Source organism: Streptomyces sp. NPDC032126 (assembly GCF_055580085.1).
On sequence record NZ_JBVIMA010000008.1, the window covers coordinates 84,042 to 107,058 of the forward strand.

Below are 23,017 nucleotides of genomic sequence, written 5' to 3' on the forward strand. Positions count from 1 at the left end.
ATGCTGGTGCTGGCCGAGGTGGCTCGCCGGGGCTCCATCACCGCGGCCTCGATCGCCCTGAGCTATACGCCCTAGGCGGTGTCCCAGCAGATAAGCCGGCTGGAAGCGGAGGCCGGGCAGCCGCTGATCGAGCGGCACCCCCGGGGCGTCACGCTCACCGAGGCCGGCCGCACGCTGGCCGAGCATGCCGCACGGATCGATCGCCAGTTGCGGGCCGCACGCCGATCCCTCGACGACATCGCGGGCCTGCACAGCGGAACCCTGCACATCGGCACCTTCCCCACCATCGCCGCATCCCTGCTGCCCCACGTCGTGCGCGCCTTTCGCACCCGGTACCCGCAGGTCGAGCTGGCCGTGCACAGCGACCGCAACGCCGGCCTGATGGACCTCCTGGAGAGCCGGGAGATCGAGCTGTCCTTGATGTGGGACTACCCGTGGCGGCGCCTGGACGAGACCAACCTCGATGTCATCCATCTGCTGGACGACCACACCTGCCTGGTCGTCGCCACCAGCCATCCGCTCGCCGCCCGGCACTCCGCCGAATTTGAGGAACTGGCCGAGGAGAGCTGGATCGTTCGGGGCGATCACCCGGTCGCCGAGCTGCTCAACCGTAGCTGCCGTGCCGCCGGCTTCGAGCCGAAGATCGCCTACCGGGCACACGACTACCAGGAGGCCCAGGCCATGGCGGCGGTCGGCCTGGGCATTACGCTCGCCCCCAGGTTCGCCCTGGCCGGCCTGCGCGATGACGTCACCACCATCGACCTTGGCCCCTCGGCCCCGGTTCGCCGCATCCTGCTCACCCGGCTGCGCGACAACCCGCCGACACCGTCGGCCCAGGCCATCGCGGAACTGTTCATCGAGACCGCCGGGACCCTGCGTTCGTAGACAGGCGTTCCGCGGTGTGCCTGCCGGCGATCGCCTCCGTCCCGCGGGGCGTGCCCAGGACCCGTGGCTGCCGAGCTGCGCGAGCGGACGCGGGAGCGGCCGAGTGTGTGGCCGTTGAGGCCGGCATGCCCTCTAGCGTCAGGCGGGGACCGCTTTGCGGGAGCAGGCCGAGCGCATCCAGGCCGCCAAGGCCTAGGGCGGCAACACCGCCGACACAGAGGGCGGGGGGCAAGGGTGCGCGGTGCACTGGTGGCGCGGGTCAAGTAGGTGGTGATTGCGGCGCGCAGCTCATCACGCTGCGCGGGAGTGGAGGCGCGACACCGACGGCCACGGCCCTGCCCTGGTTGACGCCGATGGGGCCGGGCGGCCGCCGCATGTTCGTAGGTGCTCGCGCCGTGATGGGTTCCCGGACGGTCGCCGCGGTACTGATGGGCTCCGGAGTGGGGGCCGGCTGGGCCCGCATCCCCGCCGAAGTCATGCGTCGACGGGGATGGTTCCGGGCGCGGACGGGTCAGCCGCCGGTCATGTCGGGGGCACCGAGCGTGTAGAGCAGGGCGGCGATGCTGGCGAGCGTGAAAGCGACGACGGCCAGGCGTTGCCAGGGGATCGTGCGCAGCATGTGGGCTCCTTCGGGGTCGGTATTGCCGGCGTGCTTGGAGTGATCAACCGCCGGTCACGTCGGGGGCACCGAGCGTGTAGAGCAGGGCGGCGATGCTGGCGAGCGTGAAAGCGATGAGGGTCAGGCGTTGCCAGGTGAGGGTTTTGGACATGGTGTCTCCTGTTCGTAGCGGGCGTGAGTGGGCTGGGCGTTGTGGTGCATGGCGGTGGAGATGAGCAGTACGGCGGAGGCGGCCAGGAGGAGGTCGCCGATGCTGATCACGGCGTGCGGTGCCGGGATGGGGATGGTGTCGCCGAGTGCGAGCAGATGCGTGGTGTGCCCTGCGGGCACGTTCTTGGCCGTCTGGGATCCGGCGGCCAGTCCAGCGGCTGCCGCGGCGGAAGGGCTATAGGGCATACGGCCGTTGGCGGCGATCGCCAGGGCGTTGAGCAGGGCGCCGGCAGCGGCAACCGCCACGGCGGCCGTCAGCGGCCAGGGACGGCCTCGGACGTTCAGCCCGAGCCAGAGCAGGGAAAGGGCGAACACCAATGCCAGAAGGGGCGTCCGGAGGAGGTGGCTGTTGGCGGTGGCCAGCTGCACGATCTGTAGAGCAGCCGCGAGCCACAACAACCACAGCTGACGCAGGCGCACACTCAGCAGTCGGCTCAGCCGACCACCGGTGAGATAGCCCAGCGCAATCCCGGAAGCCACCGGCCCGGCGAACAGAACGAGCGCCGACCCTGTCACCCGACGCGCCCGGGTTCAGGACTTCCACGCCCCAGCGATCGGAGGCGCGCCGTCGTGAGGACCGCGATGAGGCCCCCGCACCCGCGTCCGATGTCCATTCGTACCCCCGGGCGGTCCATGTTGCCTGGGGCCAAAGGCGACCCGTCGGCCAGTGTGGCAGGGCTTGGGGACGGTGTCATTGATCTCGCCGATCAACGGCTGCTCAGCGGGGGCGCGACTTGGCGCTGCCGGGTGGTTGTGGGCTGGGCGATGCCGGCGCGCCGGATGAGGAGGAAGGCGATGGGGATGGCGGACAGGGTGATGAGTCCGCAGACCCACAGGGCGGTGTGGAATCCGCCGGTGAGTGCGTAGGTGATGGAGTGACCTCGGGCCTGGAGGTCTTGGGTCCGTGTGGCCGCCACGGTGGAGGCGATGGCGATCCCGATCGCGCCGCCGAGTTGCTGGGACGAGTCGATGAGGCCGGAAGCGACTCCCGCGTCCCGTTCGGTGACGCCGGCCAGGGCTCCGATGGATACCGGGATGAAGATCCAGGTGACGGAGCCGGTGAGGAAGAGGGGCCCGGCCAGGCCCGCCCAGAAGTTGCCGTGGGCGGGGGCTTGGGTCGCCCATAGGATCCCCGCGCCGGTCAGGGTCAGTCCGGCCGCCATCACCAGGCGGATGGAGGTGCGGGTGACGAGCATCTGCGCCGGCCCTGCGAGGACTACTCCGGTCAGGCCGACGGTGAGCCAGGCGATGCCGGTGTTCATCGCGGAGTATCCACGTACTTGCTGCATGAAGAGGGTGCCGATGAAGATGTACCCGTAGAACCCGGCGCCGAGCAGGAGCCCGACGGCGTTGGCCCCGGCGAGGGTCTTCAGCCGGAACAGCCGCAGCGGTAGCAGCGGCGCTTTCGACCTGGCCTCGATGGCTACGAACGCGGCCAGTAGGACCGCCGAGGACGTGAGCAGGGCCAGGGTCCGGGCGGCCGTCCATCCGACGGTCGGTGCCTGTGAGACCGCGTAGACCAGGATCACCAGGGCACCTGTCACGGTGATGGCGCCCAGCGGGTCGTAGCGGCGGCGTACTCCTCGCAGCCTGCTTTCCGGCACCACTCGCCGGGTCAGGAGCAGCGCGGCCCCGCCGACGATCACGTTCAGATAGAAGATGTACGGCCAGCCCGCGTACCGGGTGAGGGCGCCGCCGGCCAGCACGCCGACGGTCGCGCCGCTGGCGCCGATGGCGCCCCACAGGCCGAGTGCCTTGTTACGTTCGGCGCCCTCGGGAAACATGTTCATCACGATCGACAGCGCGGCGGGCAGCACCATGGCGGCGCCCAGGCCCTGAACACCGCGCATGATGATCAGAAACGTGCCGTCGGCGGCCAGCGCACAGGCCAGCGAGGCCGCGGTGAACAGAGCCAGCCCGGCTGTGAACACGCGCCTGCGCCCGAGCAGGTCAGCGGCTCGGCCGCCGAGCAGCAGGAACCCGCCGAAGGTGAGCGCGTACGCGGTCACCACCCACTGCAGGTCCGCCTGCGCGGAGTGCAGCTCATGGCCGATCGTCGGCAGGGCGACATTGACGATCAGCATGTCGACCGCCGTCATGAAGCACGCCACGGCGAGCAGCGAGAACGCCCGCCACCTGCGCACCTGGCCTGATGCGACGGCCGGGCCTCCGCCGATGTCGTTGCTGAGGTCTGTCGCGGTCATGTCTGCCTCCGTTCGTCGCTGATCAGGTCCGTAGGTTGAAACACCGGCCGTCGTGGCGATTCGCCGATGAATTCGCGCCGCAGACGGTGTTGCACTGTCAGGAGGCGCAATCCACCGGCCCAGGTGGGTAGTGAGATGCCCTTTGGACAGGTGAAAGGACGGGTCCGCCATGACCGAGGTGACCCTCGCCCGCGCACAGGCCGGCGACGGTGAGGCATTCCGCGAGCTCATCGAGCCCTATCAACGTGAGTTGCAGGCGCATTGCTACCGGATTCTCGGATCCGTCCAGGACGCCGAGGACGTGCTTCAGGAGGCTCTGTTGGCCGCATGGCGCTCGATCGGCCGGTTCGACGGCCGATCACTTCGGGCGTGGCTGTACCGGATCGCCACGACTCGTTGCCTGAACTACCTGCGCGGCGAATCCCGCCGCCCGCAACCGGCTGACCCGCTTGATCAGGACACGCGCTGGAGCGGGCCGGTCCGGTCCGACGAGCCGTGGTGGCTGCAGCCCTACCCGGACGACCTCAGCGGCCTGACCCCAGGCCCCGAGGCGCGGTACGCGACACGTGAGTCGATCGCCCTGTCGTTCGTGGCTGGCCTGCAGCACCTGCCACCCCAGCAACGAACCGTCCTGGTGCTGCGGGACGTGCTCGGTTTTTCTGCCGCCGAGACCGCCGGCATTCTCGGCACCACCCCGACAGCCGTCAACAGCGCGCTCATCCGAGCCCGGGGCAACCTCCCGCCCACCCCTGACCCGGACGATGTGCCGTTGCCGCACTCCCCCGCCGAGGCCGCCATCGTCGACCGGTTCGTCGCCGCGTTCGAGCGCCTGGACCTGGACGAACTTGTAGCACTCATCACCAGCGACGTCAGGCTCACCATGCCACCCGAGCCTTTCGAACTCCGCGGGCCCGAGGCCGTCGGCGAATTCCTCCTGCAAGCCCACCATGGCCAGGACCTCAAACTGGTGCCCACCCGCGCCAACGGCCAACCAGCCCTCGTCCTTTACCTACCGGACCCCGCCGCACCCCTCTGGCGGGCCAACGGCCTGGTTGTACTCACCCTGCGAGGCAACCAGATCAGCGCATTCACCCGCTTCGGCAACCTAGGACTGATCGCCCGCTTCGGATGTCCGCGCACGCTCCAAAGAGCGTGAACAGTCACCAGAAGCACGGCGGATGGGGAGGCGATCCCGACGCCGACCCGACAGGGCGAGTCGGATCGCCTCCGGTCACCTGCCCAGGGCCGTCACAGCCCCACTGGCTGCCATTCCTGGTTGGGGCCGCCGTTGGCGGGCCACTGGATGATCTTGGCGCCGTCGGCGGTGGATCCGCTCTGCACGTCTGCGCACAGCCCGCTCTTGACGTTGACGAGGCGGTAGTAGCCGCTGGTAGCCGCTGGAACGAGCTTCCACCACTGGTTGGTGCCGTTGGTGTCCGACGACTGGTCCAGGGCTGTGCCGTTGCTGGTGGAGCCGGCCGGGACGTCGAGCACCTTGCCGCTGTGGACGTTGGACAGGCGGAACGAGCCGTCGTGGTCGGGAAGCAGCTTCCACTGTTGGTTGGCGCTGCCGGACCACGTGTACTGGATGACGGGCCCGCCGTCGGAGGTGGAGGAGCCGGAGACGTCCAGGACCTTGCCGCTCTTGCGGTTGACCAGCTTGAAGGGGCCGGTCAGCAGGCCGATCGTGATCGTGGTGCTCGTTCCCGCGGTCAGCGACACGATGCGGGCGTGGTTGCCCAGCGACGACGTGGTGACCGTCGCGCCGGTGCTGATGGAGGTGATGCCGCGCCGGCAGATGAAGGTGATGTTCTGGTCGATGTCGGAGGTGAGCGTGACGGTGGCCGTGCGGGCGGCCGTGTCCCAGGACAGCGACTGGACGGTGATGCGGTTGCGGCCGCGGACGCCCTTGATGGTGCCCTTGGTGAGCTGGTCGGGGAGAGCGGGGAGGATCTCCAGGACACCGGGGCGGGTGTAGACGAGTGCTTCGCCGAGGACGGCGGGGATGGTGTTGGCGGCGTCGCAGTTGTAGGTGGTCAGGTCCGGGTTGTGGGACGTCATCAGAGACCGCCACACCATGTTCTTGCCATAGATCTTCAGCAGGTTGCCGTAGACGCCGGGGCCGTCCTTCAGGCGGGCGCGGGCCAGCGCCCGGTGGAGGCTGCCGTGGGCGGAATAGTTCTGGTCGCCTCGCTTGTCCAGGGCCTTGGCCGCGTACTTGACCAGGTCGGGCTTGTCCTCGGGGTTGATCTCGTGCAGCGGCCAGGCGCCGTACAGGTGCTGGACGTGCCGGTGGTTGTAGCGGTCGGTCAGGCCCGGCCAGGACCACTCGGCGAGCGCCCCGTCGCTGTTGACGGTGTAGTCGGGCAGCTTGGCGAGCAGGGCGGTCCAGCGTTGCACGCCCTGGCCGCTGCCCTGCTCCAGGCCGAGGGTGTTGGCCGCGTCGATCGCGGCCTCCAGCGCGTGCCGGCCGGCCATGATGTCGCCGGTGGCGTTGATGGAGAACGCCTGGCTGGTGCTGGTCGGGGTGTTCTCCATGGAGTAGGAGGGGACGAAGACGGCCTTGCCGCCGGCGTCGGTGCGGGTGAGGAAGTCCTCGTAGAACAGGGCCAGTTCCATCAGGGCCGGGCCGAGCTTGTTCTTCAGGAAGGCGCTGTCGCCGGTGACCTGGTAGTACTCCAGAAGCGGGTAGAGCAGCCAGTCGGCGCCGCCGGTCCAGGCCTCGCCGGGGAAGCTACCGCTGTTGAAGTGCAGCATGTGCCCGTACTCGCCGTCGGTGCGGGACGGGGCGAGGAAGCCGCGGGCGCCGTAGAGGTTGGTGGCGTTGTCGCGCCAGTGGGCGAGCTGGCCGAGGATGAGGTCGAAGTAGCCCTGCATGGCGTCGGTGAGGTCGAGGATATTGCCGCCGGCGACCTGCAGGTTGATGTTGGCGTCGGTGGTGAAATCGTCGGCCCAGGAGCCGTTCCAGGTGCCGGTCCAGATGCCGGTCAGGCGGGGTGGCAAGACGCCACTGGAACTGATGAAGAGATAGCGGCCGGAGTCGTACATCCGCTCCAGCAGGGCGACGTCGATGGCGGACGCGTTGCTGTTCTGGCGGGCTATGAGCTCGCTGGTGGCCAGCCGGCGGTCGGCGGCGGAGACGTTGAGGTCGATGCTGGAGCGGTCGTACATGGCCTGGTGCTTCGGTGCGTGGCGGCCCAGGAGGGTGGCGTAGTCGGCGGTCAGCGCGGTGAGGGCGGTCTGGAGGGGCCGGCTGTTCCAGCCGGTGGCGGTCTCGTACCGGCCGAGCTTGGTCAGCAGCAGCACCTTGGTGGCCTTGGCGACGACCAGGGTCTGTCCGTCGGCGGTGACGGAGGAGGCGCTGCCGGAGACCACGACGCGGGTGACGCCCTCGTAGCCGTAGGCGCCGCCGGAGGGATAGGCGCCGCGCAGGTTCAGGTAGCCGTCGCCGCTGGTGACGGTGGCGGTGGTGGAGAAGGACACGCTGGTCGGCACGCCCGTCAGAGCGGTGTTGACGCTGATGGTGGTGTCCACGGTGCGGCCGGGGGCCGGCAGCAGCTCGTGGACGATGACCTGGTCGGCGCGGGAGACGAAGACGTGGCGCTGCCAGGTGCCGTACTGGTCGGTCCAGGTGTGGGTGATCTCGCCGGTGCGGAAGTCGGTGATGCGGGCGAAGTCGTTGACGGTGGACATGCCCGGGGTGCTGAGCTGGAGTTCGTAGCCGGGGTGGAAGGTCTGGGTCCAGCGCAGGCTCCAGCCGTTGGCGAAGGTCGTGGAGGCCCCGGCGTAGTCACCGGCCAGCGCCTTGTCCCGGGCCGCATCCAGCTTGCCGGAGATCACCGGCGGCATGACGCTCCGGCTGCCGTTGGGCAGTACGAACCGGTGATGATTGAAGATCACCTTCTCGAGCGTCGGCGCCCCGTAGTAGACGGCCCCGTACTCGCCGTTTCCGCTCAGGAACCCGTCGGTCCAGGCCGAAGCGGTGGCGTTGTCCCAGATGCCGCGGTCGGGGAGGGTGACCTGGGGCGGTACGGCCGCTGCGGCCCGGTCGGCGAAGACGAAGCCGGGCAGGGCCGTGGCGCCGGCGGCGAGAGCGGCCGTGGTGAGGAAACGCCGGCGGTTGAGGGGAAGGTCGGGCAGTGACATGGGTCGACTCCGTTGTCGGTGGGGAGTGCACCTGGGCAGCTGAGGCCGGCCCGCCCCCCGGGGACGGACCGGCCTGGAGTGGCTACGGGGTCACGGTGATTCCGGGCGCCATATCGGCGGTCCCGTTGGTGAGCTTTCCGGAGCCGGTGGCGCCTTCGGAGCTGACGAAGCGCAGTTCGTGGTTGGTGCCTCCCGCGTTGCCGACGGCCAGCAGAAGCGTGGACTGGTTGGCCGCGTAGGCGTTCTGGACGAAGGAGGTGATGTCGACGGTGATGTCACGGCCGTCGACGGCGTTGCCCTGGTGCGTCCCGCCGCCCTCCGGGATGACGGTCGAACCGAGCGTGACGGTGGCCGACTTGGCGACGGAGGAGGCGGTGGCGGTGAAGCTCGGCCGGTTCTGCCAGGTCATGGTGGTGACCGGGCAGGAGGTGCCGCCGCTGGTGCAGGTGGTGTCGCTGACGGGCTGTACGAGGAGCTGGTCGGTGTCGGTCGACGGGACCGACGTATAGCGGTGGCCGACGTAGGTGAGGTGGAGTGTCGCCTGGCTCGGTGCCCTGGTGAGGCTGCTGAGGGGGAACTGGAGGTAGGAGAGCTTTCCGTCCCCGGATCCGGTGGTGTACTGCTCGCCCATCAGGCCGACCCCGGTGTTGCGGGTGATGAGGGTCAGGTCCGAGGAGTTGTTCTTGGTCTGGTCGCCGGTCCACGCGCCCACCCAGGTGTCACCGCCTGTGAGAGCGCCGGCCTTGACGTTCCGGGTCTGGCCGCTCGCGTCCGTGTAGGTGCTGGTCAGTGTGCCGACCCCACTCGTGGTGAGCGGGAACTGGCTGGTGTATTGGACGAGTTGGCCCCCGACCCGAAGGTTCTTCAGCGTCGCGTTCGTGACGCCGGTGATCGAACTGCTCCCGTTCTGCCGCGAGAACCACACGTTGTCGAGGGTGAACGTGCCGATCGGACTCCTGGTGTAGGTGTACGTGCTGCCCGATCCGTCGGGGTTGGGGGCGAGTCCGTACGTCGCCTGGTCCTCGGCGGTGATGGTCTGGGTGGACCCGTTGCCGCCGTTGATGGCGACCGGTCCCTGGGTGAACCGGGAAGTGTCGATCGAGCTGTTCTTCACCACGATGCTCTGGATCCGCGGGTACGGCTTGGGGCTGTTGTGCGTGAAGATGCCGCCGGCCGCCGGTGACACGGAGTTGAAGTTGTCGAACGTGTAGTTGGTGAGCCGGAACCCGTACGCGTTCCATCCGATCCGGATCGCGTTTCCGGCGGCGACGGACCAGTTGAGCGTGTTGCTGACCGAGATGTTCTTCGAGTCCGCGTGGTCCCAGTGGTAGTTGTCGAACCCGAGGTCGTCGGCGACGGTGTCATGGGCGGCCACCGCGTTGACATAGCCCTGGACGTCGGCGGTGGAGGTGCCGAGCTGGAAGTTGTTCCACACGCCGGAGGCCAGCGGGGTGAATCCGTCGCTGGGGTTGTAGTGGCCGGACGCGAACGCGTCGTCGTTGCCGAGGGTGAAGACGCCGTTGGCGGTGATGTCCTGGCCGCTGGCGAAGTCCGTCCCGTCGATCCACGGCTGGCGGTACGGGGTGAGGGCCTTGATGTTGTTGAACGTGACCCGGTTGGCCGTGTGGGTCTCGTAGTTCCACTGCTTCGCGTCGCGCACGTAGGTGTCGTCGAACGTGATGTCCGACGAGTGCATCACCGTGACGCCGCCCTGGTGCTGGCTGCGGTAGGCGTCGTGCGAATCAATGCGGTAGTTCGCCACACCGGCGCCGTCGAAGACGCCCCGGCCGTCGATCTCGATGTCGCTGGAGTTGATGATCCCGATCGCCGGCTCGAACGCCTCCATGTACGCCTGGACGCGGTTCTTCAGCAGGGCCCCTTCGTCGGTGTAGATCTTCAGCTTGCCGCCCTTGAGCTTGCTGCCGTCCAGACCGTTGACCAGGAGCCCGGACCACACGTAGGTGCCGTTCGGGAAGTAGAGCGTGTTGAGCGCCGTGGGGTTGGCCTTGATGGTGTCGAGGGCGGCCTGGAGGGCGTACGTGACGTCAGTGGCGGCCATCGTCCGGACGTTCGGGTAGCGCACATTGGCGCTGCCCGCGCTCACCAGGCTCCCGGCCGAGGTCTTCTGCCCGGCGGGGATGGCGGTGCCGTTGACGGTCTTGCCGGCCATGGAACTCGTCGTCGCGGCGGGAGGCTTCTGTGCCGCGCTGTTCGGGTGCGCGGCGAGGTACTTCGCGGCGAACTCCTGGAAGTTGAGGACACCGGTCTGGAGGTTGACGCCGGAACCGTCCGGTGCGCTCGTGGTGTCCGGGCGCTGCGCCGGGTCCTCCAGAGGGTCGTTGACGACTGCCAGGTAGGGCTGGCCCGTGGCGTTGGTCGAGTCGCCGTTGACCATCACGATCGCTTGGTTCAACCCGGCGGCGGCCGACAGCTGGAACGTCAGGGTGTGCTTGTCCGCGCTCACCGAGACGCTGCCGGAGGGGTAGTAGCGCGCCGGGTAGATGTTCACCGTGTCGATCGTGGTGCTGGGCAGGGTGACCGTGATCGTCGGTGTCCGGGAGTCCGACGCGAAGCGCGCGATGTCGAAGTTGTGGCCGTTCTCGGTGTACTGCGCAGCCTGGACGGGCGTGCCGGCGACCTGCACCTGGTACTTGGTGGACGCCACGTCCGGCGACGTCGTCGTACCGCCTCCCACTCCTGTCGGCGCGTAGGTGTGGACCGTGGTGGCGGCGTGTGCGGGGCCGACGCCGGTGAGCATGAGGCTCGCCGCGGTGATGGTGGCGCCGGCAGCGGCCGCGATGAAGCGCTTCACGCGTGAACTGCGTCGCGCCGGGGCCGGGTTCGGGTCGGCGTCGCCGCCGGCCGGTCTGATCATGTCTGCCTCTCCTCAGGACGAGACCTCTCCAGGTCTGTTCAGGCGCTCGCCGCCTGCTGGAGACGGCGCGGAGCATTCGCGATGCTGCGGCCGGACCGCGCGCGGTGGGCCAAGGAGGCACCATCACGTTGACCGATCCATGTGATCGGCGTGGCGGGGACGTTACTGCCGCATTTCCGGAACCGTCAATGCTCCGCGCGCTTCAACTCGTGGAAAACAGCCGTAACTTGCTCGTCGCACCCTCACCGCGCTCCGTAACGGCTGCATCACGGCCACGGTACGAGGCCTTGCCCTGCTGCGACAGCCGCCCTACGCTGACGCCACTTTCGTGGATCGATAAAAGTTCGGGAGCCTACGTGGTGACAATGGCGGATGTGGCCGCGAGGGCGGGAGTCACGAAGCAGACCGTCTCCAACGTGGTGTCCGGCAAGAAGGTGCGGCCGGAGACCCTGGCGAAGGTCAACAAGGCGATCGCAGAACTCGGCTACAAGCCGAACCTGGTGGCGCGTTCACTGCGCACCGGCAGCACGTCGACAGTGGGGCTGTTCGTGCCGTCGGTGGCCAACCCGTTCTATTCGGAGGTGGTCGAGGAGGTGGAGAATCTCCTGGTCGGCCACGGATACAACCTGCTGCTCGCCACGACGCGCGACGATCCCGACTACACCCGGGCCCACCTGGAGAACCTCACCGCGCGCTCGGTGGACGCACTGCTGGTCGCCGGGGACAACGGCGTCGAACAGCAGCTGCCGATGCTCGCCGAGGCCAACTTCCCGGTCGCGCTGTTCGCCTGGGAGGGCGAACCGCCGACCACACTCCCGGTGGTGTCCATCGACTACCAGCACGCCGGGTTCCTGGCCGGGTCCCACTTGCGGGATCTCGGCCACCGGAACGTCGCGGTGATCGCCGACCTCCCCGCGCACACGCCGCGCGTCGAGGGGTTGCGCCGGGCGTTCGCCGCCGACGGCCTTGACGACCGCAAGGTGTTCGCCTGCACCAGCGACGATGCCGCCGGCGGTTTCGCCGCGGCCTGCGCGGCGCTGGAAGCGGATCCAGAGCTGACGGCGATCTTCGCCACCCATGACGTCCTGGCCATCGGTGCCATCGAAGCGGTGGTCCGGTCCGGGCGGCGGGTGCCCGAGGACGTCAGCGTCGTCGGCTTCGACGACATCGCCCAAGTCGGGCGGATCCGACCGGCGTTGACCACGGTCACCTTCCCCAAACGCGAGATGGCCCAGCAGGCCGTCGAACTACTGCTCCGAGCCGTCGACTCCGGCCGCCCGCCGACCAACGTCGTATCGCTGCTGCGCCCGACCCTGACCGTCCGGGACAGCAGCGGCCCCCCGCCCGGGGCGACCGCATAGCGTCTGGCACCGCCTGACCTGCCACGGCCCACGTTGTGAGCCGCCGACCCGCCTTGTGAGCCGCCGGCACACGTTATGAGCGGCCGGCGCAGTCCTTCCATGCCGTTTCCCGCCATGACGGGGCATTTTTGAGAGGAAACACCTTCACTGATGAACCTCCTCGACCCCAACGCCTACGTCGAAGACCGGTCGCCGGGCACCGGACGGCTGCGGCCGCGCGCCGCGTTCACCTCCGACCTGCCCACGATCGCGCTCGACGGCGACTGGAGATTCCGGCTGGCGTCGGGGCTGGACGACCTCACGGGGGACTTCGCCGCGCCGGACTTCGACGACACCGCCTGGGACGTACTCGCCGTGCCGTCCTGCTGGCAGATGACCGGCCTGCCCGGCGAACCCCGCTACGGCGCCCCGGCCTACACCAACATCCTGTACCCGTTCCCGGTCGACCCGCCGCGGGTGCCCCGGCAGAACCCGACCGGCGAGTACCGCCGCGAGTTCGAGGTTCCGGACGGATTTCCGGTATCGGCCGCCGTGCTCCGGTTCGAGGGCGTCGACTCCGCGTTCGCGGTGTGGCTCAACGGGATCCGGCTCGGCGACGGCAAGGGCAGCCGCCTGACCACCGAGTTCGACGTCTCCGCCGCGCTGCGGCCCGGCCGGAACGTCCTCGCGGTCCGCGTGCACCAGTGGTCGTCCGGCAGCTACCTGGAAGACCAGGACATGTGGTGGCTGTCCGGGATCTTCCGGTCGGTGTCCGTGGCCGCCCGCGGCGTCGAGGACTTCTTCGTCCACGCCGCCTACGACCACACCACCGGGCAGGGCACCCTGGCCGTCGACGTCACCGCCCCCACCCGGGTGTCCCTGTCGGTGCCCGAACTCGGCATATCCGCTGCCGATCCGGCCGGCCCGCACGTGATCGACGGCATCGAGCCCTGGTCGGACGAGCAGCCGCGCCTGTACACCGGGGAATTGGTCTCCGAAGCCGGAGAGCGGATACCGCTGCGCATCGGCTTCCGCACCGTGGCCGTCGTGGACGGCGTCCTGACCGTGAACGGCAGGCGGATCTCCCTGCGGGGCGTCAACCGCCACGAATGGCACCCGCTGACGGGGCGGACCCTGACCGAGGACACCATGCTGACCGACGTGCTGCTCATGAAGCAGCACAACATCAACGCGGTGCGCACCAGCCACTATCCGCCCGACCACCGTTTCCTGGACCTGTGCGACGAGCACGGCCTGTGGGTGTTCTGCGAGGGCGACCTCGAGACGCACGGCTTCGAACCCGGCGGCTGGCGGCGCAACCCCAGCGACGACCCCGCGTGGCGCGAGGCATACCTGGACCGTACGGCGCGGCTGGTGGAGCGCGACAAGAACCATCCCTCGGTCATCGTCTGGTCGCTGGGCAACGAGTCCGGCACCGGAGCCAACCTGGCCGCCGCGGCCGCCTGGATCCGGCAGCGCGACGACAGCCGCCTCATCCACTACGAAGGCGACTTCGCGAGCTGCGCGTACGTCGACCTGTACTCCCGCATGTACATCGAGGTGGCCGAGCTGGCCGCCGTGGGACGCGGCCAGGAGGCACCCACGCCCGATCCGGCCGACGACGCCCACCGCCGCGCCCTGCCGTTCGTGCTGTGCGAGTACGGCCACGCCATGGGCACCGGCCCCGGCGGGCTGTCCGAGTACCAGCAGGTCATCGAGGCGCATCCACGGCTGGCCGGTGGATTCATCTGGGAGTGGATCGACCACGGGATCGCCCGGTTCACCGGGCAGCAGGACCCCCGCTCGTACTACGCCTACGGCGGCGACTTCGGCGAGGAGATCCACGACGGGAATTTCGTCGCCGACGGGCTCCTCTTCCCCGACCGCACGCCCTCGCCGGGCCTGGTCGAGTACAAGAAGGTCATCGAACCGGTCCGGATCCACATCGACCCGACGGCTCGACAGATCAGCGTGCACAACCTGCACCACGTCCGCGGCAGCGGCTACCTGGACTTCCGGTGGACCGTCGAGGACGGCGGCGAGCCGGTGGGCTCCGGCGGCCTGACCGTTCCCGCGACCGCACCAGGCGCCACGACCACCGTCGCATGGCCCGCCGAGGTCACCGCCGCGCTCGACGCGGCGCGCAAGAACGACTCCGGCCACGAGGTGTGGCTGACCGTGACCGCGGTGCTCGCCGCCGACGAGACCTGGGCCGGGGCCGGTCACGAGATCGCCTGGGCCCAGGGGCTGGTCGTGGCCCCGGCCGCCTCGCCCGCCCCCGTCACGCCGGCACCGGCGATCGCCCGGGACGGGTACATCGCCCTGGGTCCCGCGCGATTCGACGCCCGCACGGGGGTGCTGACACGGCTCGGCGACCTGGAGCTCGACGGTCCCCGGCTGGACGTCTGGCGGGCCCCGATCGACAACGACCTGCTCAGCGCCTTCGGCGAGGCCCAGATCGGCGCTTGGCTCGCCGCCGGACTGCACCGGATGCGCCACGACGTCCTGGCCGTCGAGGCCGACGCGTCGGGACTGACGGTCACCGCCCGGCTGGCCGCCGCCGGATCCGTCTCGGGGCTCGGCGTGGTCTACCGCTGGACGGCCTGCGACACACCGGATGCGGCGGGCCAGACACGGCTCCGGCTGGACGCCGTCGTGACCCCCGACGGCCCGTGGTCGGTGCCGCTGCCCCGCCTGGGAGTCGCGCTGTCGCTGCCCGGCACCGACGCCGAAGTCGAATGGTTCGGACCCGGTCCCGGTGAGGCGTACCGCGACTCTCGCGCCGCGGCCCGCGTCGGCCGCCACCTGTCGACCGTCTCGGCGATGCAGATCCCTCAGGTCCGCCCGCAGGAGAACGGCAACCGCCACCACGTCCGCCGCGCCAGGATCACCACCCCGGACGGCACCCTGCTCATCACCGGCGACCCGGTCATCGACCTGACCGTTCGTCCGTGGAGCACCGAAGCCCTGGCCGCCGCGGCCCACCAGCACGACCTGGTTCGCGACGGCAGACTTCATCTCCACCTTGATCACGCCCACCACGGCCTGGGCAGCACGGCCTGCGGCCCGGGGCCGTCGGCACCGCACGTCCTGGCCGCGGTCACCACCGCGTTCGGCGTCGAATTCAGCACCGGCCGATAGGCGGGCCTTGCCCGCCCGCCCATCGGCTGTCCAGCAAGTCAGCCCCCTGTCACAGAAGGTTCCCTCGCATGGACAACACCACCATACGCACCCGCGGACTCCTGACGATCACCCCCATTCGCACGCGCAGACTTCTGACGATCACCACCGCGGCGCTCCTCGTGGCCGGCCTCGGCGCGTGCAGCAGCGAGAGCTCCTCCGACAACTCGGAGAAGGGCCAGGCCGGGCCGGTGAACATGGAGTTCTGGGGCTGGGCCCCCTACGAGAAGATCGTCGACCAGTGGAACGCCGCCCACCCGGACACCAAGGTCACCTTCAAGAAGATCCCGTCGGGCGGCAAGGGCGGCTACGCCCAGATCAGCAACGCGATCACCGCCGGCAAGGGCCCGTGTCTGGCCCAGATCGAGTATCAAGCCATCCCGTCGATGCTCGTGAAGAACACGGTCATGGACATCACGAAGTACGCGAGCGCCGACATGGCCACGTACCTCCCGTCGGCCGTCTCCGCCTCCAGCATCGGCGGCAAGATCTACGGAGTCCCCGTGGACGTCGGCCCGATGGTCCTCTTCTACCGCAAGGACCTGTTCGCCAAGTACGGCATCACCAAGCCGCCGGCCACCTGGGCCGAGTACAAGGCCGACGCCGAGAAGGTCGCCGCCGCCGACCCGAGCGTGAAGTTCGGCACCCCGCCCGGCGAGGGCAACGATATGGCGGCCTACACCCTGCAGACCGGCCAGTCCTGGTACTCGACCCACGGAGACAGCTGGACCGTCAGCATCGACAACCCCGGCACCCGCAAGGTCGCCGCCTTCTGGCAGGAGATGAAGGACAAGGGTCTGGTGACGAAGACCGGCAACGCCTGGGACCCGCAGTTCGACAAGGCCTCCGAAGCCGGCAAGGTGCTGACGTTCGTCAACGCGTCCTGGGCCGCCGGCGGCCTGAAGTCGGACCTGAAGGACCAGGCCGGCAAGTGGGCGGTCGCCCCGATGCCGACCTGGGAGGCCGGCGACGGCAAGAGCTCCAGTAACGGCGGCTCGGCCACCTCGGTGATGACCGGGTGCAAGACGCCCCACGAAGCCGCGCAGTTCGCCGTGTTCCTGTCCAGCGACCCGCAGGCCGTGAAGGCGGGCATCGAGGGCGGACTGTACCCGGCGTCGAAGGCCGGACAGGACGACCCGTCGCTGAAGGCGGGTGACCCGTTCTTCGGCGGCCAGAAGGTCGGCGACCTGTACAAGACCTCCGCCGCGCAGGTCCCCAGCACCTGGACCAACGGCCCCACCTATCAGCAGGTCGAGACGGACTTCACCGGCGCCATGGGCTCCGGCACCTATCCGGACGCGGTCACCAAGGTCCAGGCCTCGACCGTCGCCGCCATCAAGAAGCTCGGACTGTCGGTCACCAACGGCTGAGGCAGCGGAACCCCAGCCGCCCCCAAGGATTCCCGCGGCCGCCCCTATCCGGCGCCGCGGGGTCCCGCTCCCTGACGACGAACCGCCCAGCGAGGTTTCCATGAGCAGTCCCAGCAGCACCCGGACCGCGTCACCGCCGCGCCCGGTGCCCGCGGTCACCCGCCTCTCCCCCGCCGGTCGGCCGCGGCGCGCCGGCCGCCGCAGCGCGTTGACCGCGTCGGGTTTCCTGGCGCCGTTCGCGGTGCTCTTCCTGACCATGATGGTCGCGCCGATCTGTTACGCGATCTACCAGAGCTTCTTCACCGTCCACCGCGCGGGGCTGTTCGGCGGTACGCAGTCCACAAAGTTCGCGGGACTGTCCAACTACGCCGACGTCTTCGGCGACCACGACTTCATCGCCTCGATCGTCCGGGTCGTGCTGCTGGGCTCCGTCCAGGTCCCGGTCATGCTCGGCCTGGCCCTCCTGCTCGCGCTCCTGCTGGACTCCCGCTCGGCCCGGCTGCGCAAGACCTACCGGCTCGCGTTCTTCCTGCCCTACGCGCTGCCGGGTGCGATCGCCGCGGTGATGTGGTCCTTCCTCCTCGCCAAAGACCTCTCGCCGTTCACCGGACCGCTGTCCCACATCGGGATCGACGTCGACTTCCTGTCGCCGTCGTGGGTCCCGGTCTCGATCGGGAACATGATCACGTGGGGCTGGACCGGCTACAACATGCTGATCCTCTACTCCGCGCTGCAGACGATCCCCTCCGAGGTGATGGAGGCCGCCGCGCTCGACGGCTGCACCGGATGGCGCCTGGCGTGGGCGGTGAAGATCCCCCTGGTGCGTCCCGCGCTGGTGCTCACCACGGTCTTCTCCATCATCGGCACGGCGCAGCTGTACACCGAACCGGCGGTGCTGGTCGGCGCGCGCGTCCCGGGCGTCGACCCGAAGTTCTCCCCGATCATGAACACGACCCTCGGTATGGACACGGGCAACCAGAACCTGGCCGCCGCCCAGTCCGTCGTGCTCGCTCTGCTCACCCTCGTGCTCTCGTTCGGATTCCTCAAGTACACCCAGCGCAAGGGAGCGATGACATGAGCGCGCTGCACGCCGACCGACCGGCCCGAACGGCCCGACCGGCCCCCCGCGGCACCGAGATCGCGAGCAAGGTCGTCGTCAACGGGGTGCTGGGCCTCATGGCCCTGTACACGCTGATCCCCCTGTGGTGGCTGTTCGTCTCCGCGACCAAGGGCTCGGGCTACCTCTACACCGGCGCGCCGCTGTGGTTCTCCCATTTCGACCTGGTCGACAACGTCAAAGCCGTGTTCAGCTTCGAGGACGGCATCTTCACCACCTGGCTCGCCAACAGCGCGCTGTACAGCCTCGTCGGCGCCACCGTCAGCACCCTGCTGTCCGCGATGGCCGGCTACGCGCTGGCCAAGTTCAGCTTCCGCGGCCGGGAAAGCGTGTTCAACGTCATCCTCGCCTCCGTTCTCATTCCGGCGCCGATGTTCGCCCTGCCGCTGTTCCTGCTCATGGCCAAGCTCGACCTCACCAACTCCTACTGGTCGGTGCTGCTGCCCAGCTGTGTCAGTCCGTTCGGCGTCTACCTGTGCCGGATCTTCGCGTCGGCGTCTGTCCCGGACGAACTCCTCGAGGCCGCACGGCTGGACGGAGCAGGCGAACAGCGCACCTTCTTCCAGGTCGCCCTGCCGCTGATGGCTCCGGCCCTGGTGACCGTCTTCCTGTTCCAGTTCGTCGGCATCTGGAACAACTACCTGCTGCCCTCGCTCATGCTCAACTCCTCCTCACTCCAGCCCGTCACCGTGGGCCTGGTGCAGTGGCGCTCGGAGTTCGCCAACGGCGTGCCGCCCCTGCTGTCGATCACCGGTGCGGCCCTGTCGCTGGTCCCCCTGCTCATCGCCTTCATCAGCCTCCAGCGCTACTGGCGCAAGGGCCTGACCGCGGGCTCCCTCAAGTAGCGTGCGCTGGACCCGCACTGGTGCTCATGGTGCCGTGGCTGCCCTGGTGGGACAGGCGCTGGATAGAGTGGCCGCGAGCAGCTCAGCGAAGGGGTGGGGAATGACTGAGCAGGTGGAGGGCTTCGACCGCCTGATCGAGCCGTTCCGGGCGGAGCTGTTGGCGTACTGCTACCGGATGCTCGGCTCGGCGCACGACGCCGAGGACTTGGTCCAGGACACGTTCCTGCGGGCCTGGCGGGCACGCGAACAGTACGACAACACCCGCAGCTCACTGCGTACGTGGCTCTACCGCATCGCGACGAACGTCTGCCTGACCGCCTTGGAGGTGCGTGGCCGCCGGCCGCTGCCGTCGGGGCTGGTGGCGGCGTCGGACCCGCTCGGCCCGCTCGTCCGCGGGGAGCAGGCCTGGCTGCAGCCGCTGCCGGACGCGATGCTCGACGCGGGCGATCCGGCGGCCGCCGTGGTCAACCGCAGCAGCCTGCGGCTGGCGTTCGCCGCCGCCCTGCAACTGCTGTCGGCGCGTCAGCGCGGTGCGCTGATCCTGCGTGACGTGCTCGGTTTCTCCGCCGCCGAGGCGGCGGAGATCCTCGGCACCACGGTCGCGTCGGTGAACAGCTCCCTGCACCGGGCGCGTACCGGCGTGCAGGGAGTGCACACCGAGTCGGAGCCGACGGCGGCCGAACAGCGCGCCTGGGTCGACCGTTACATGAAGGCGTTCCTGGAAGCCGACGTCGAGGGCCTCAAGCGGCTGCTCACCGAGGACGTCATCATGGAGATGCCGCCCATGGTCAACTGGTTCGCCGGACCGGGCAATTACGGCCTGTTCATGGAGTGGGTCTTCCGGGCGGCCGGAACGGACTGGCGGCTCACGGCAGTTGCGGCCAACGGCCAGCACGGGTTCGCCGCCTACCGCCGCGTCGGCGACGCGTACGAGTTGCACACGCTCCAGCTCTTCACCGTCACCGCCGAAGGCATCAGCCGGACCTCGGTGTTCCAGGATTCCGAGGTCTTCACCTCCTTCGGCCTGACCCCCCGACTCGATCCCGAAGAATTTCCTTCCGCAGACGCGAACAGTTCCGGCTCGGCCGCCGGTATGTACTGACGAGTTCCCCGGAGCCCCCGGGCGGACCTCTCACAAGGGAGACCCCGATGTCAGACAACCGCGCAGCCGACGCAGCCGCCATCCAGGCCGTCCTGGCCAAGTCCTACAAGGCATGGGAGGCCGGCGACGCCGACGGCATGGTCGCCGACTACACCCCGGACGCCACGGCCATCCTGACCGGCTCCCTCCGCGGCAGCCGCGACGTCATCCGCGACAACATGGCCCTGGCCTTCGCCGGGCCCCTCAAGGGCACCTCGACCCAGAACAAGCAGCTCAGTCTGCGCTTCGTCGGCACGGACGCCGCGATCGTCATCAGTGAATCCGGCATCCTGTTCCCTGGCCAGACCGAGGTCCCGGACGCGGCCAAGGTGAACGCGACCTGGGTGTTCGAGCGGCGCGACGGCCAGTGGCTGATCGCCGCCTACCACAACAGCCCGGTCCTCGCGCCGGGGCAGTAAGCGCAGAACGCGGGGCGCCCCTGCGCCAGTAGGGGCGCCCCGTGAGGCCGACGGGTCAGCGCGCCCCATCAGGGCAGCATTGGGGCGGGTATCGAAAGTGGATCAAGATACTCGTTCTGGCCCTGGCATGTGTCATGCGATGCTCACGCAATGACTGATCAACGCGAGGTTGCCATCGTCCGCTGGCCAGGTCAGGTCGCTTCCGCCCAGTATGGGCTGGCAGATCTGCTGGCGGCCTACCATCTGCAGACGCAGGCCGAGAAGGGTGAGGCCGTCGCCGGGGTGGATGGGCTGCCGGACCGCTACCGGATAGAGATCGCGGATCCACAGGCCGTATTCGTCGACGATGTCGTGCTGCTGGCGTTGAGCGGGGACACCGCGGTGGGTTGCCTGGTGGTGACCGCCTCTGTCGACGGACGGTCCGAGGTCAAGAGGCTCTGGACGGACCCGAAGTTCCGGGGGCGGGGCATCGCGTCCAGCCTGGTCAGCGCCGCGCTCGTGCATGCTGCGGAAAGCGGCGTCAGTGCCGTGCGGCTGTCGGTGTGGAAGTGGCGGGTAGGCGCGATCGCCCTGTATGAGCGGCTCGGATTCACCGTCACCGAGTCGTGGGACGAGCGGGATCAGCTGGTCTGTATGGAACGAGCCGTGTGAGTGGTCACAGCCATCCCGCCGGATGGAACTTCCGCGGCCGGCCGCCGTGGGTGGGAGCCGCGTTTCTCGCGGTTGCGGGCATGGTCAGCCCAGTCCGGAATGGTGCGGCCCCAGCCCAGGGGACCCGTATGCCGCCGCGCGAGCGTACGAGCCCGTGATCGTCCGGATCGGTGTTCAGGTTCCGGGGAGGATGCGGCGCGTCTCGTAGGCCCACATCGCGATCTCGACCCGGTTGCGGGCGCCGAGTTTGGCCATCAGGCTGGCCAGATGTGTCTTCACCGTGCTGAGACTGATGTGCAGCGCATCGGCGATCTCGGTGTTGGTGAGGCCGCGCGCGACGGCGAGGAGCACTTGCTCCTCGCGGGCGGTGACCGGGGAGACCGGCTGGGCCGCGGGCCGGCCGGCGGGCAGGTCCGCGAAAGCCTGGAGCAGACGGACGGTGACGCTCGGCGCGATGAGCGCCTCTCCGTCGGACGCCGACCGTACGGCCTGCGCCAGAAGCTCCGGCCCCGTGTCCTTGAGGAGGAATCCGCGGGCGCCGGCGCGCAGGGCGCCGTAGACGTATTCGTCGAGGTCGAAAGTGGTGATGACCACCACGGCCAGCGGGTCGGCGACGCCCGGGCCGGCGATCAGCTCGGTGGCCTGAAGCCCGTCGAGCACGGGCATGCGGATGTCGAACAGGCAGACGTCGGGGCGCAGTTCGCGGGCCAGCCGTACCGCTTCCTGTCCGTCGGCGGCCTCGCCGACCACCTCGATGCCGGGCTGCGCGTTGAGCATGATCCGCAACCCGGTGCGGATGATGGTCTGGTCGTCAGCGACGAGGACGCGAATGGGCACCGCTCTCGGTCCTCCCTCTCGGCAGCTCGGCTTCGACATGCCAGCCCTGGTCGGTGCCGGGGCCGGCTTGTAGTGTGCCGCCGAGCAGGGTCGCGCGCTCGCGCAGTCCGGCGAGTCCGAATCCGTCGCGGCCACGGCCGGTGCGTTGACCGTTGTCGCGCACGCTCACCCGTACCTTGTTCCGTTCGGCGGTGACCCGGACGACGACCTCGGTGGCGTTGACCGCATGGCGCATGGCGTTGGTCACCGACTCCTGGACGATGCGGTAGACGGCCGCGTCCACGGCCGGGGGCAGTGAGTCCAGCTCGCCGTCGAGGCCCAGGTCGACCCTGAGGCGACCGCCCGGGGTGCGGACCAGGCGCTCCAGATCCGCGATGCCGGCAGGAGGCGCCAGCTCGGCGCCTGCCCCGCGGTCGCGCAGCGCGGCGACCATGGCTCGCATTTCCTCCAGTGTGCGCGCCCCTTCCTCCTCGACTCCCTCCAGCGCCTCGACGGCGGCGGACGGGTCGCTGACCGCGAGCACCCGGCCCGCCTGGGCGCGGATCACGATGGCCGAGACGTGGTGGGCCACCGTGTCGTGCAGTTCCCGGGCGAGTTGCTCGCGCTCGCGGGAGCGTACCTGCTCCAGTTGCCGCTCGCGAGCGGTCGCCCGGAACCGCACGGTCGCCCCCATCAAGCCGGGCAGCAGCAGGAAGACGAAGCCCCCGACCTGTTCGGCGGCCGGGGTTTCGTCGGTGACGGTCGACAGCGCGAAGGCCGCGAGGATCACCGCGCTGCCCAGCACGATCTCCCGTCCCGATCCCCACCGGGGCAACGCATACACCAGGACGACCACGATCACGCCGGTGTTCAAACCGACGGGCTCACTCGGCGCGGCGACCAGCGAGGCGACCTGGAGCAGGATCGCGGAGCCGAACGCCAGCGTGACCACCGTCAGCGGGCGGGTCCGGCGCCACAGGGGCAGCACGCACAGCCAGACGGCCAACACCACTGCCACCGGCCGCCACACGACGTTCTCGCGCAGGATGGACTCCAGCACCACACCGCCCAGTCCCGCGGCGAGCAGCGCCCAGTCCCGCCACACCCGGGCGGGCGCGCCGGGCGGCCGGGGTTCGGTCCACAGGGTTCGCACGTCGTCTCGCAGCACGCTTCTCAGCCTAGGGATCTCGCCGTGCCGC

At 69.4% G+C, this 23,017-nt stretch carries 16 protein-coding genes; 10 read left to right on the forward strand and 6 right to left on the reverse strand.

The features are described 5' to 3' along the window. Positions 1 to 78: 78 nt before the first annotated feature. Positions 79 to 885 (forward strand): LysR family transcriptional regulator, encoded by an 807-nt coding sequence (locus tag ACZ5NW_RS27880; protein WP_468746682.1) that lies wholly within the window; start codon positions 79 to 81, stop codon positions 883 to 885. Between the two features lie 739 nt (positions 886 to 1,624). Here ACZ5NW_RS27880 and ACZ5NW_RS27885 read toward each other — a convergent pair. Next, positions 1,625 to 2,194, reverse strand: coding sequence for a DUF5317 family protein (locus tag ACZ5NW_RS27885; protein ID WP_468746683.1), 570 nt, complete (start codon positions 2,192 to 2,194; stop codon positions 1,625 to 1,627). Positions 2,195 to 2,421: 227 nt separating this feature from the next. Continuing rightward, positions 2,422 to 3,918, reverse strand: a complete 1,497-nt coding sequence (locus ACZ5NW_RS27890; protein WP_468746684.1) for an MFS transporter — start codon at positions 3,916 to 3,918, stop codon at positions 2,422 to 2,424. Positions 3,919 to 4,087: 169 nt separating this feature from the next. Between ACZ5NW_RS27890 and ACZ5NW_RS27895 the strand changes: the two genes are divergently transcribed. After that, positions 4,088 to 5,074 carry an RNA polymerase subunit sigma-70 gene (locus tag ACZ5NW_RS27895; RefSeq protein ID WP_468746685.1) on the forward strand — a complete coding sequence of 329 codons (987 nt, stop codon included), beginning with the start codon at positions 4,088 to 4,090 and terminating at the stop codon, positions 5,072 to 5,074. Positions 5,075 to 5,166: 92 nt separating this feature from the next. On the opposite strand, the gene ACZ5NW_RS27900 is transcribed toward ACZ5NW_RS27895, so the two are convergent. Next, positions 5,167 to 8,064 (reverse strand): glycosyl hydrolase family 95 catalytic domain-containing protein, encoded by a 2,898-nt coding sequence (locus tag ACZ5NW_RS27900; RefSeq protein WP_468746686.1) that lies wholly within the window; start codon positions 8,062 to 8,064, stop codon positions 5,167 to 5,169. An 82-nt stretch (positions 8,065 to 8,146) separates the two neighbouring features. After that, the gene (locus tag ACZ5NW_RS27905) at positions 8,147 to 10,939 is read right to left on the reverse strand and encodes a DNRLRE domain-containing protein (protein WP_468746687.1); all 2,793 of its coding nucleotides are present in this window, start codon (positions 10,937 to 10,939) and stop codon (positions 8,147 to 8,149) included. Positions 10,940 to 11,304: 365 nt separating this feature from the next. Here ACZ5NW_RS27905 and ACZ5NW_RS27910 point away from each other — a divergent pair, with 365 nt between their 5' ends. The 8 genes from ACZ5NW_RS27910 to ACZ5NW_RS27945 all read left to right on the forward strand — a co-directional run bounded on the left by ACZ5NW_RS27910 (position 11,305) and on the right by ACZ5NW_RS27945 (position 21,002). Continuing rightward, complete coding sequence (locus tag ACZ5NW_RS27910) at positions 11,305 to 12,300, forward strand: LacI family DNA-binding transcriptional regulator (protein ID WP_468746688.1); 996 nt, start codon at positions 11,305 to 11,307, stop codon at positions 12,298 to 12,300. Between the two features lie 150 nt (positions 12,301 to 12,450). Next, positions 12,451 to 15,420: a glycoside hydrolase family 2 TIM barrel-domain containing protein gene (locus ACZ5NW_RS27915; RefSeq protein WP_468746689.1), complete on the forward strand. Its 2,970-nt coding sequence runs from the start codon at positions 12,451 to 12,453 to the stop codon at positions 15,418 to 15,420. A gap of 68 nt (positions 15,421 to 15,488) precedes the next feature. Then, positions 15,489 to 16,829, forward strand: a complete 1,341-nt coding sequence (locus ACZ5NW_RS27920) for an ABC transporter substrate-binding protein (protein WP_468746690.1) — start codon at positions 15,489 to 15,491, stop codon at positions 16,827 to 16,829. A 100-nt stretch (positions 16,830 to 16,929) separates the two neighbouring features. Next, complete coding sequence (locus ACZ5NW_RS27925; RefSeq protein WP_468746691.1) at positions 16,930 to 17,907, forward strand: carbohydrate ABC transporter permease; 978 nt, start codon at positions 16,930 to 16,932, stop codon at positions 17,905 to 17,907. Further along, a complete protein-coding gene (locus ACZ5NW_RS27930; protein ID WP_468746692.1) occupies positions 17,904 to 18,791 on the forward strand; it encodes a carbohydrate ABC transporter permease in 888 nt (295 codons plus the stop codon). Before ACZ5NW_RS27925 ends, ACZ5NW_RS27930 begins: the two co-directional genes overlap by 4 nt. Positions 18,792 to 18,891: 100 nt before the next feature. Beyond that, positions 18,892 to 19,893: an RNA polymerase subunit sigma-70 gene (locus ACZ5NW_RS27935; RefSeq protein ID WP_468746693.1), complete on the forward strand. Its 1,002-nt coding sequence runs from the start codon at positions 18,892 to 18,894 to the stop codon at positions 19,891 to 19,893. Between the two features lie 47 nt (positions 19,894 to 19,940). Beyond that, positions 19,941 to 20,351, forward strand: coding sequence for an SgcJ/EcaC family oxidoreductase (locus ACZ5NW_RS27940; protein WP_468746694.1), 411 nt, complete (start codon positions 19,941 to 19,943; stop codon positions 20,349 to 20,351). Between the two features lie 150 nt (positions 20,352 to 20,501). Next, entirely contained in the window at positions 20,502 to 21,002 is a 501-nt protein-coding gene (locus tag ACZ5NW_RS27945) for a GNAT family N-acetyltransferase (protein ID WP_468746695.1), read from the forward strand. 174 nt (positions 21,003 to 21,176) lie between these two features. Here ACZ5NW_RS27945 and ACZ5NW_RS27950 read toward each other — a convergent pair whose 3' ends face one another. Together ACZ5NW_RS27950 and ACZ5NW_RS27955 are read right to left on the reverse strand one after the other, a co-directional pair. Then, the gene (locus ACZ5NW_RS27950; RefSeq protein ID WP_468746696.1) at positions 21,177 to 21,839 is read right to left on the reverse strand and encodes a response regulator; all 663 of its coding nucleotides are present in this window, start codon (positions 21,837 to 21,839) and stop codon (positions 21,177 to 21,179) included. Next, entirely contained in the window at positions 21,814 to 22,986 is a 1,173-nt protein-coding gene (locus ACZ5NW_RS27955; protein WP_468746697.1) for a sensor histidine kinase, read from the reverse strand. Before ACZ5NW_RS27955 ends, ACZ5NW_RS27950 begins: the two co-directional genes overlap by 26 nt. Positions 22,987 to 23,017 lie beyond the last annotated feature (31 nt).

Excerpts from the sequence above, each read along its gene's own strand:
- ACZ5NW_RS27890 (WP_468746684.1), bottom strand. The coding sequence starts at position 3,918 with ATGACCGCGACAGACCTCAGCAACGACATCGGCGGAGGCCCGGCCGTC.
- ACZ5NW_RS27895 (WP_468746685.1), top strand. The coding sequence starts at position 4,088 with ATGACCGAGGTGACCCTCGCCCGCGCACAGGCCGGCGACGGTGAGGCA.
- ACZ5NW_RS27900 (WP_468746686.1), bottom strand. The coding sequence starts at position 8,064 with ATGTCACTGCCCGACCTTCCCCTCAACCGCCGGCGTTTCCTCACCACG.
- ACZ5NW_RS27905 (WP_468746687.1), bottom strand. The coding sequence starts at position 10,939 with ATGATCAGACCGGCCGGCGGCGACGCCGACCCGAACCCGGCCCCGGCG.
- ACZ5NW_RS27910 (WP_468746688.1), top strand. The coding sequence starts at position 11,305 with ATGGCGGATGTGGCCGCGAGGGCGGGAGTCACGAAGCAGACCGTCTCC.
- ACZ5NW_RS27915 (WP_468746689.1), top strand. The coding sequence starts at position 12,451 with ATGAACCTCCTCGACCCCAACGCCTACGTCGAAGACCGGTCGCCGGGC.
- ACZ5NW_RS27920 (WP_468746690.1), top strand. The coding sequence starts at position 15,489 with ATGGACAACACCACCATACGCACCCGCGGACTCCTGACGATCACCCCC.
- ACZ5NW_RS27925 (WP_468746691.1), top strand. The coding sequence starts at position 16,930 with ATGAGCAGTCCCAGCAGCACCCGGACCGCGTCACCGCCGCGCCCGGTG.
- ACZ5NW_RS27930 (WP_468746692.1), top strand. The coding sequence starts at position 17,904 with ATGAGCGCGCTGCACGCCGACCGACCGGCCCGAACGGCCCGACCGGCC.
- ACZ5NW_RS27935 (WP_468746693.1), top strand. The coding sequence starts at position 18,892 with ATGACTGAGCAGGTGGAGGGCTTCGACCGCCTGATCGAGCCGTTCCGG.
- ACZ5NW_RS27940 (WP_468746694.1), top strand. The coding sequence starts at position 19,941 with ATGTCAGACAACCGCGCAGCCGACGCAGCCGCCATCCAGGCCGTCCTG.
- ACZ5NW_RS27945 (WP_468746695.1), top strand. The coding sequence starts at position 20,502 with ATGACTGATCAACGCGAGGTTGCCATCGTCCGCTGGCCAGGTCAGGTC.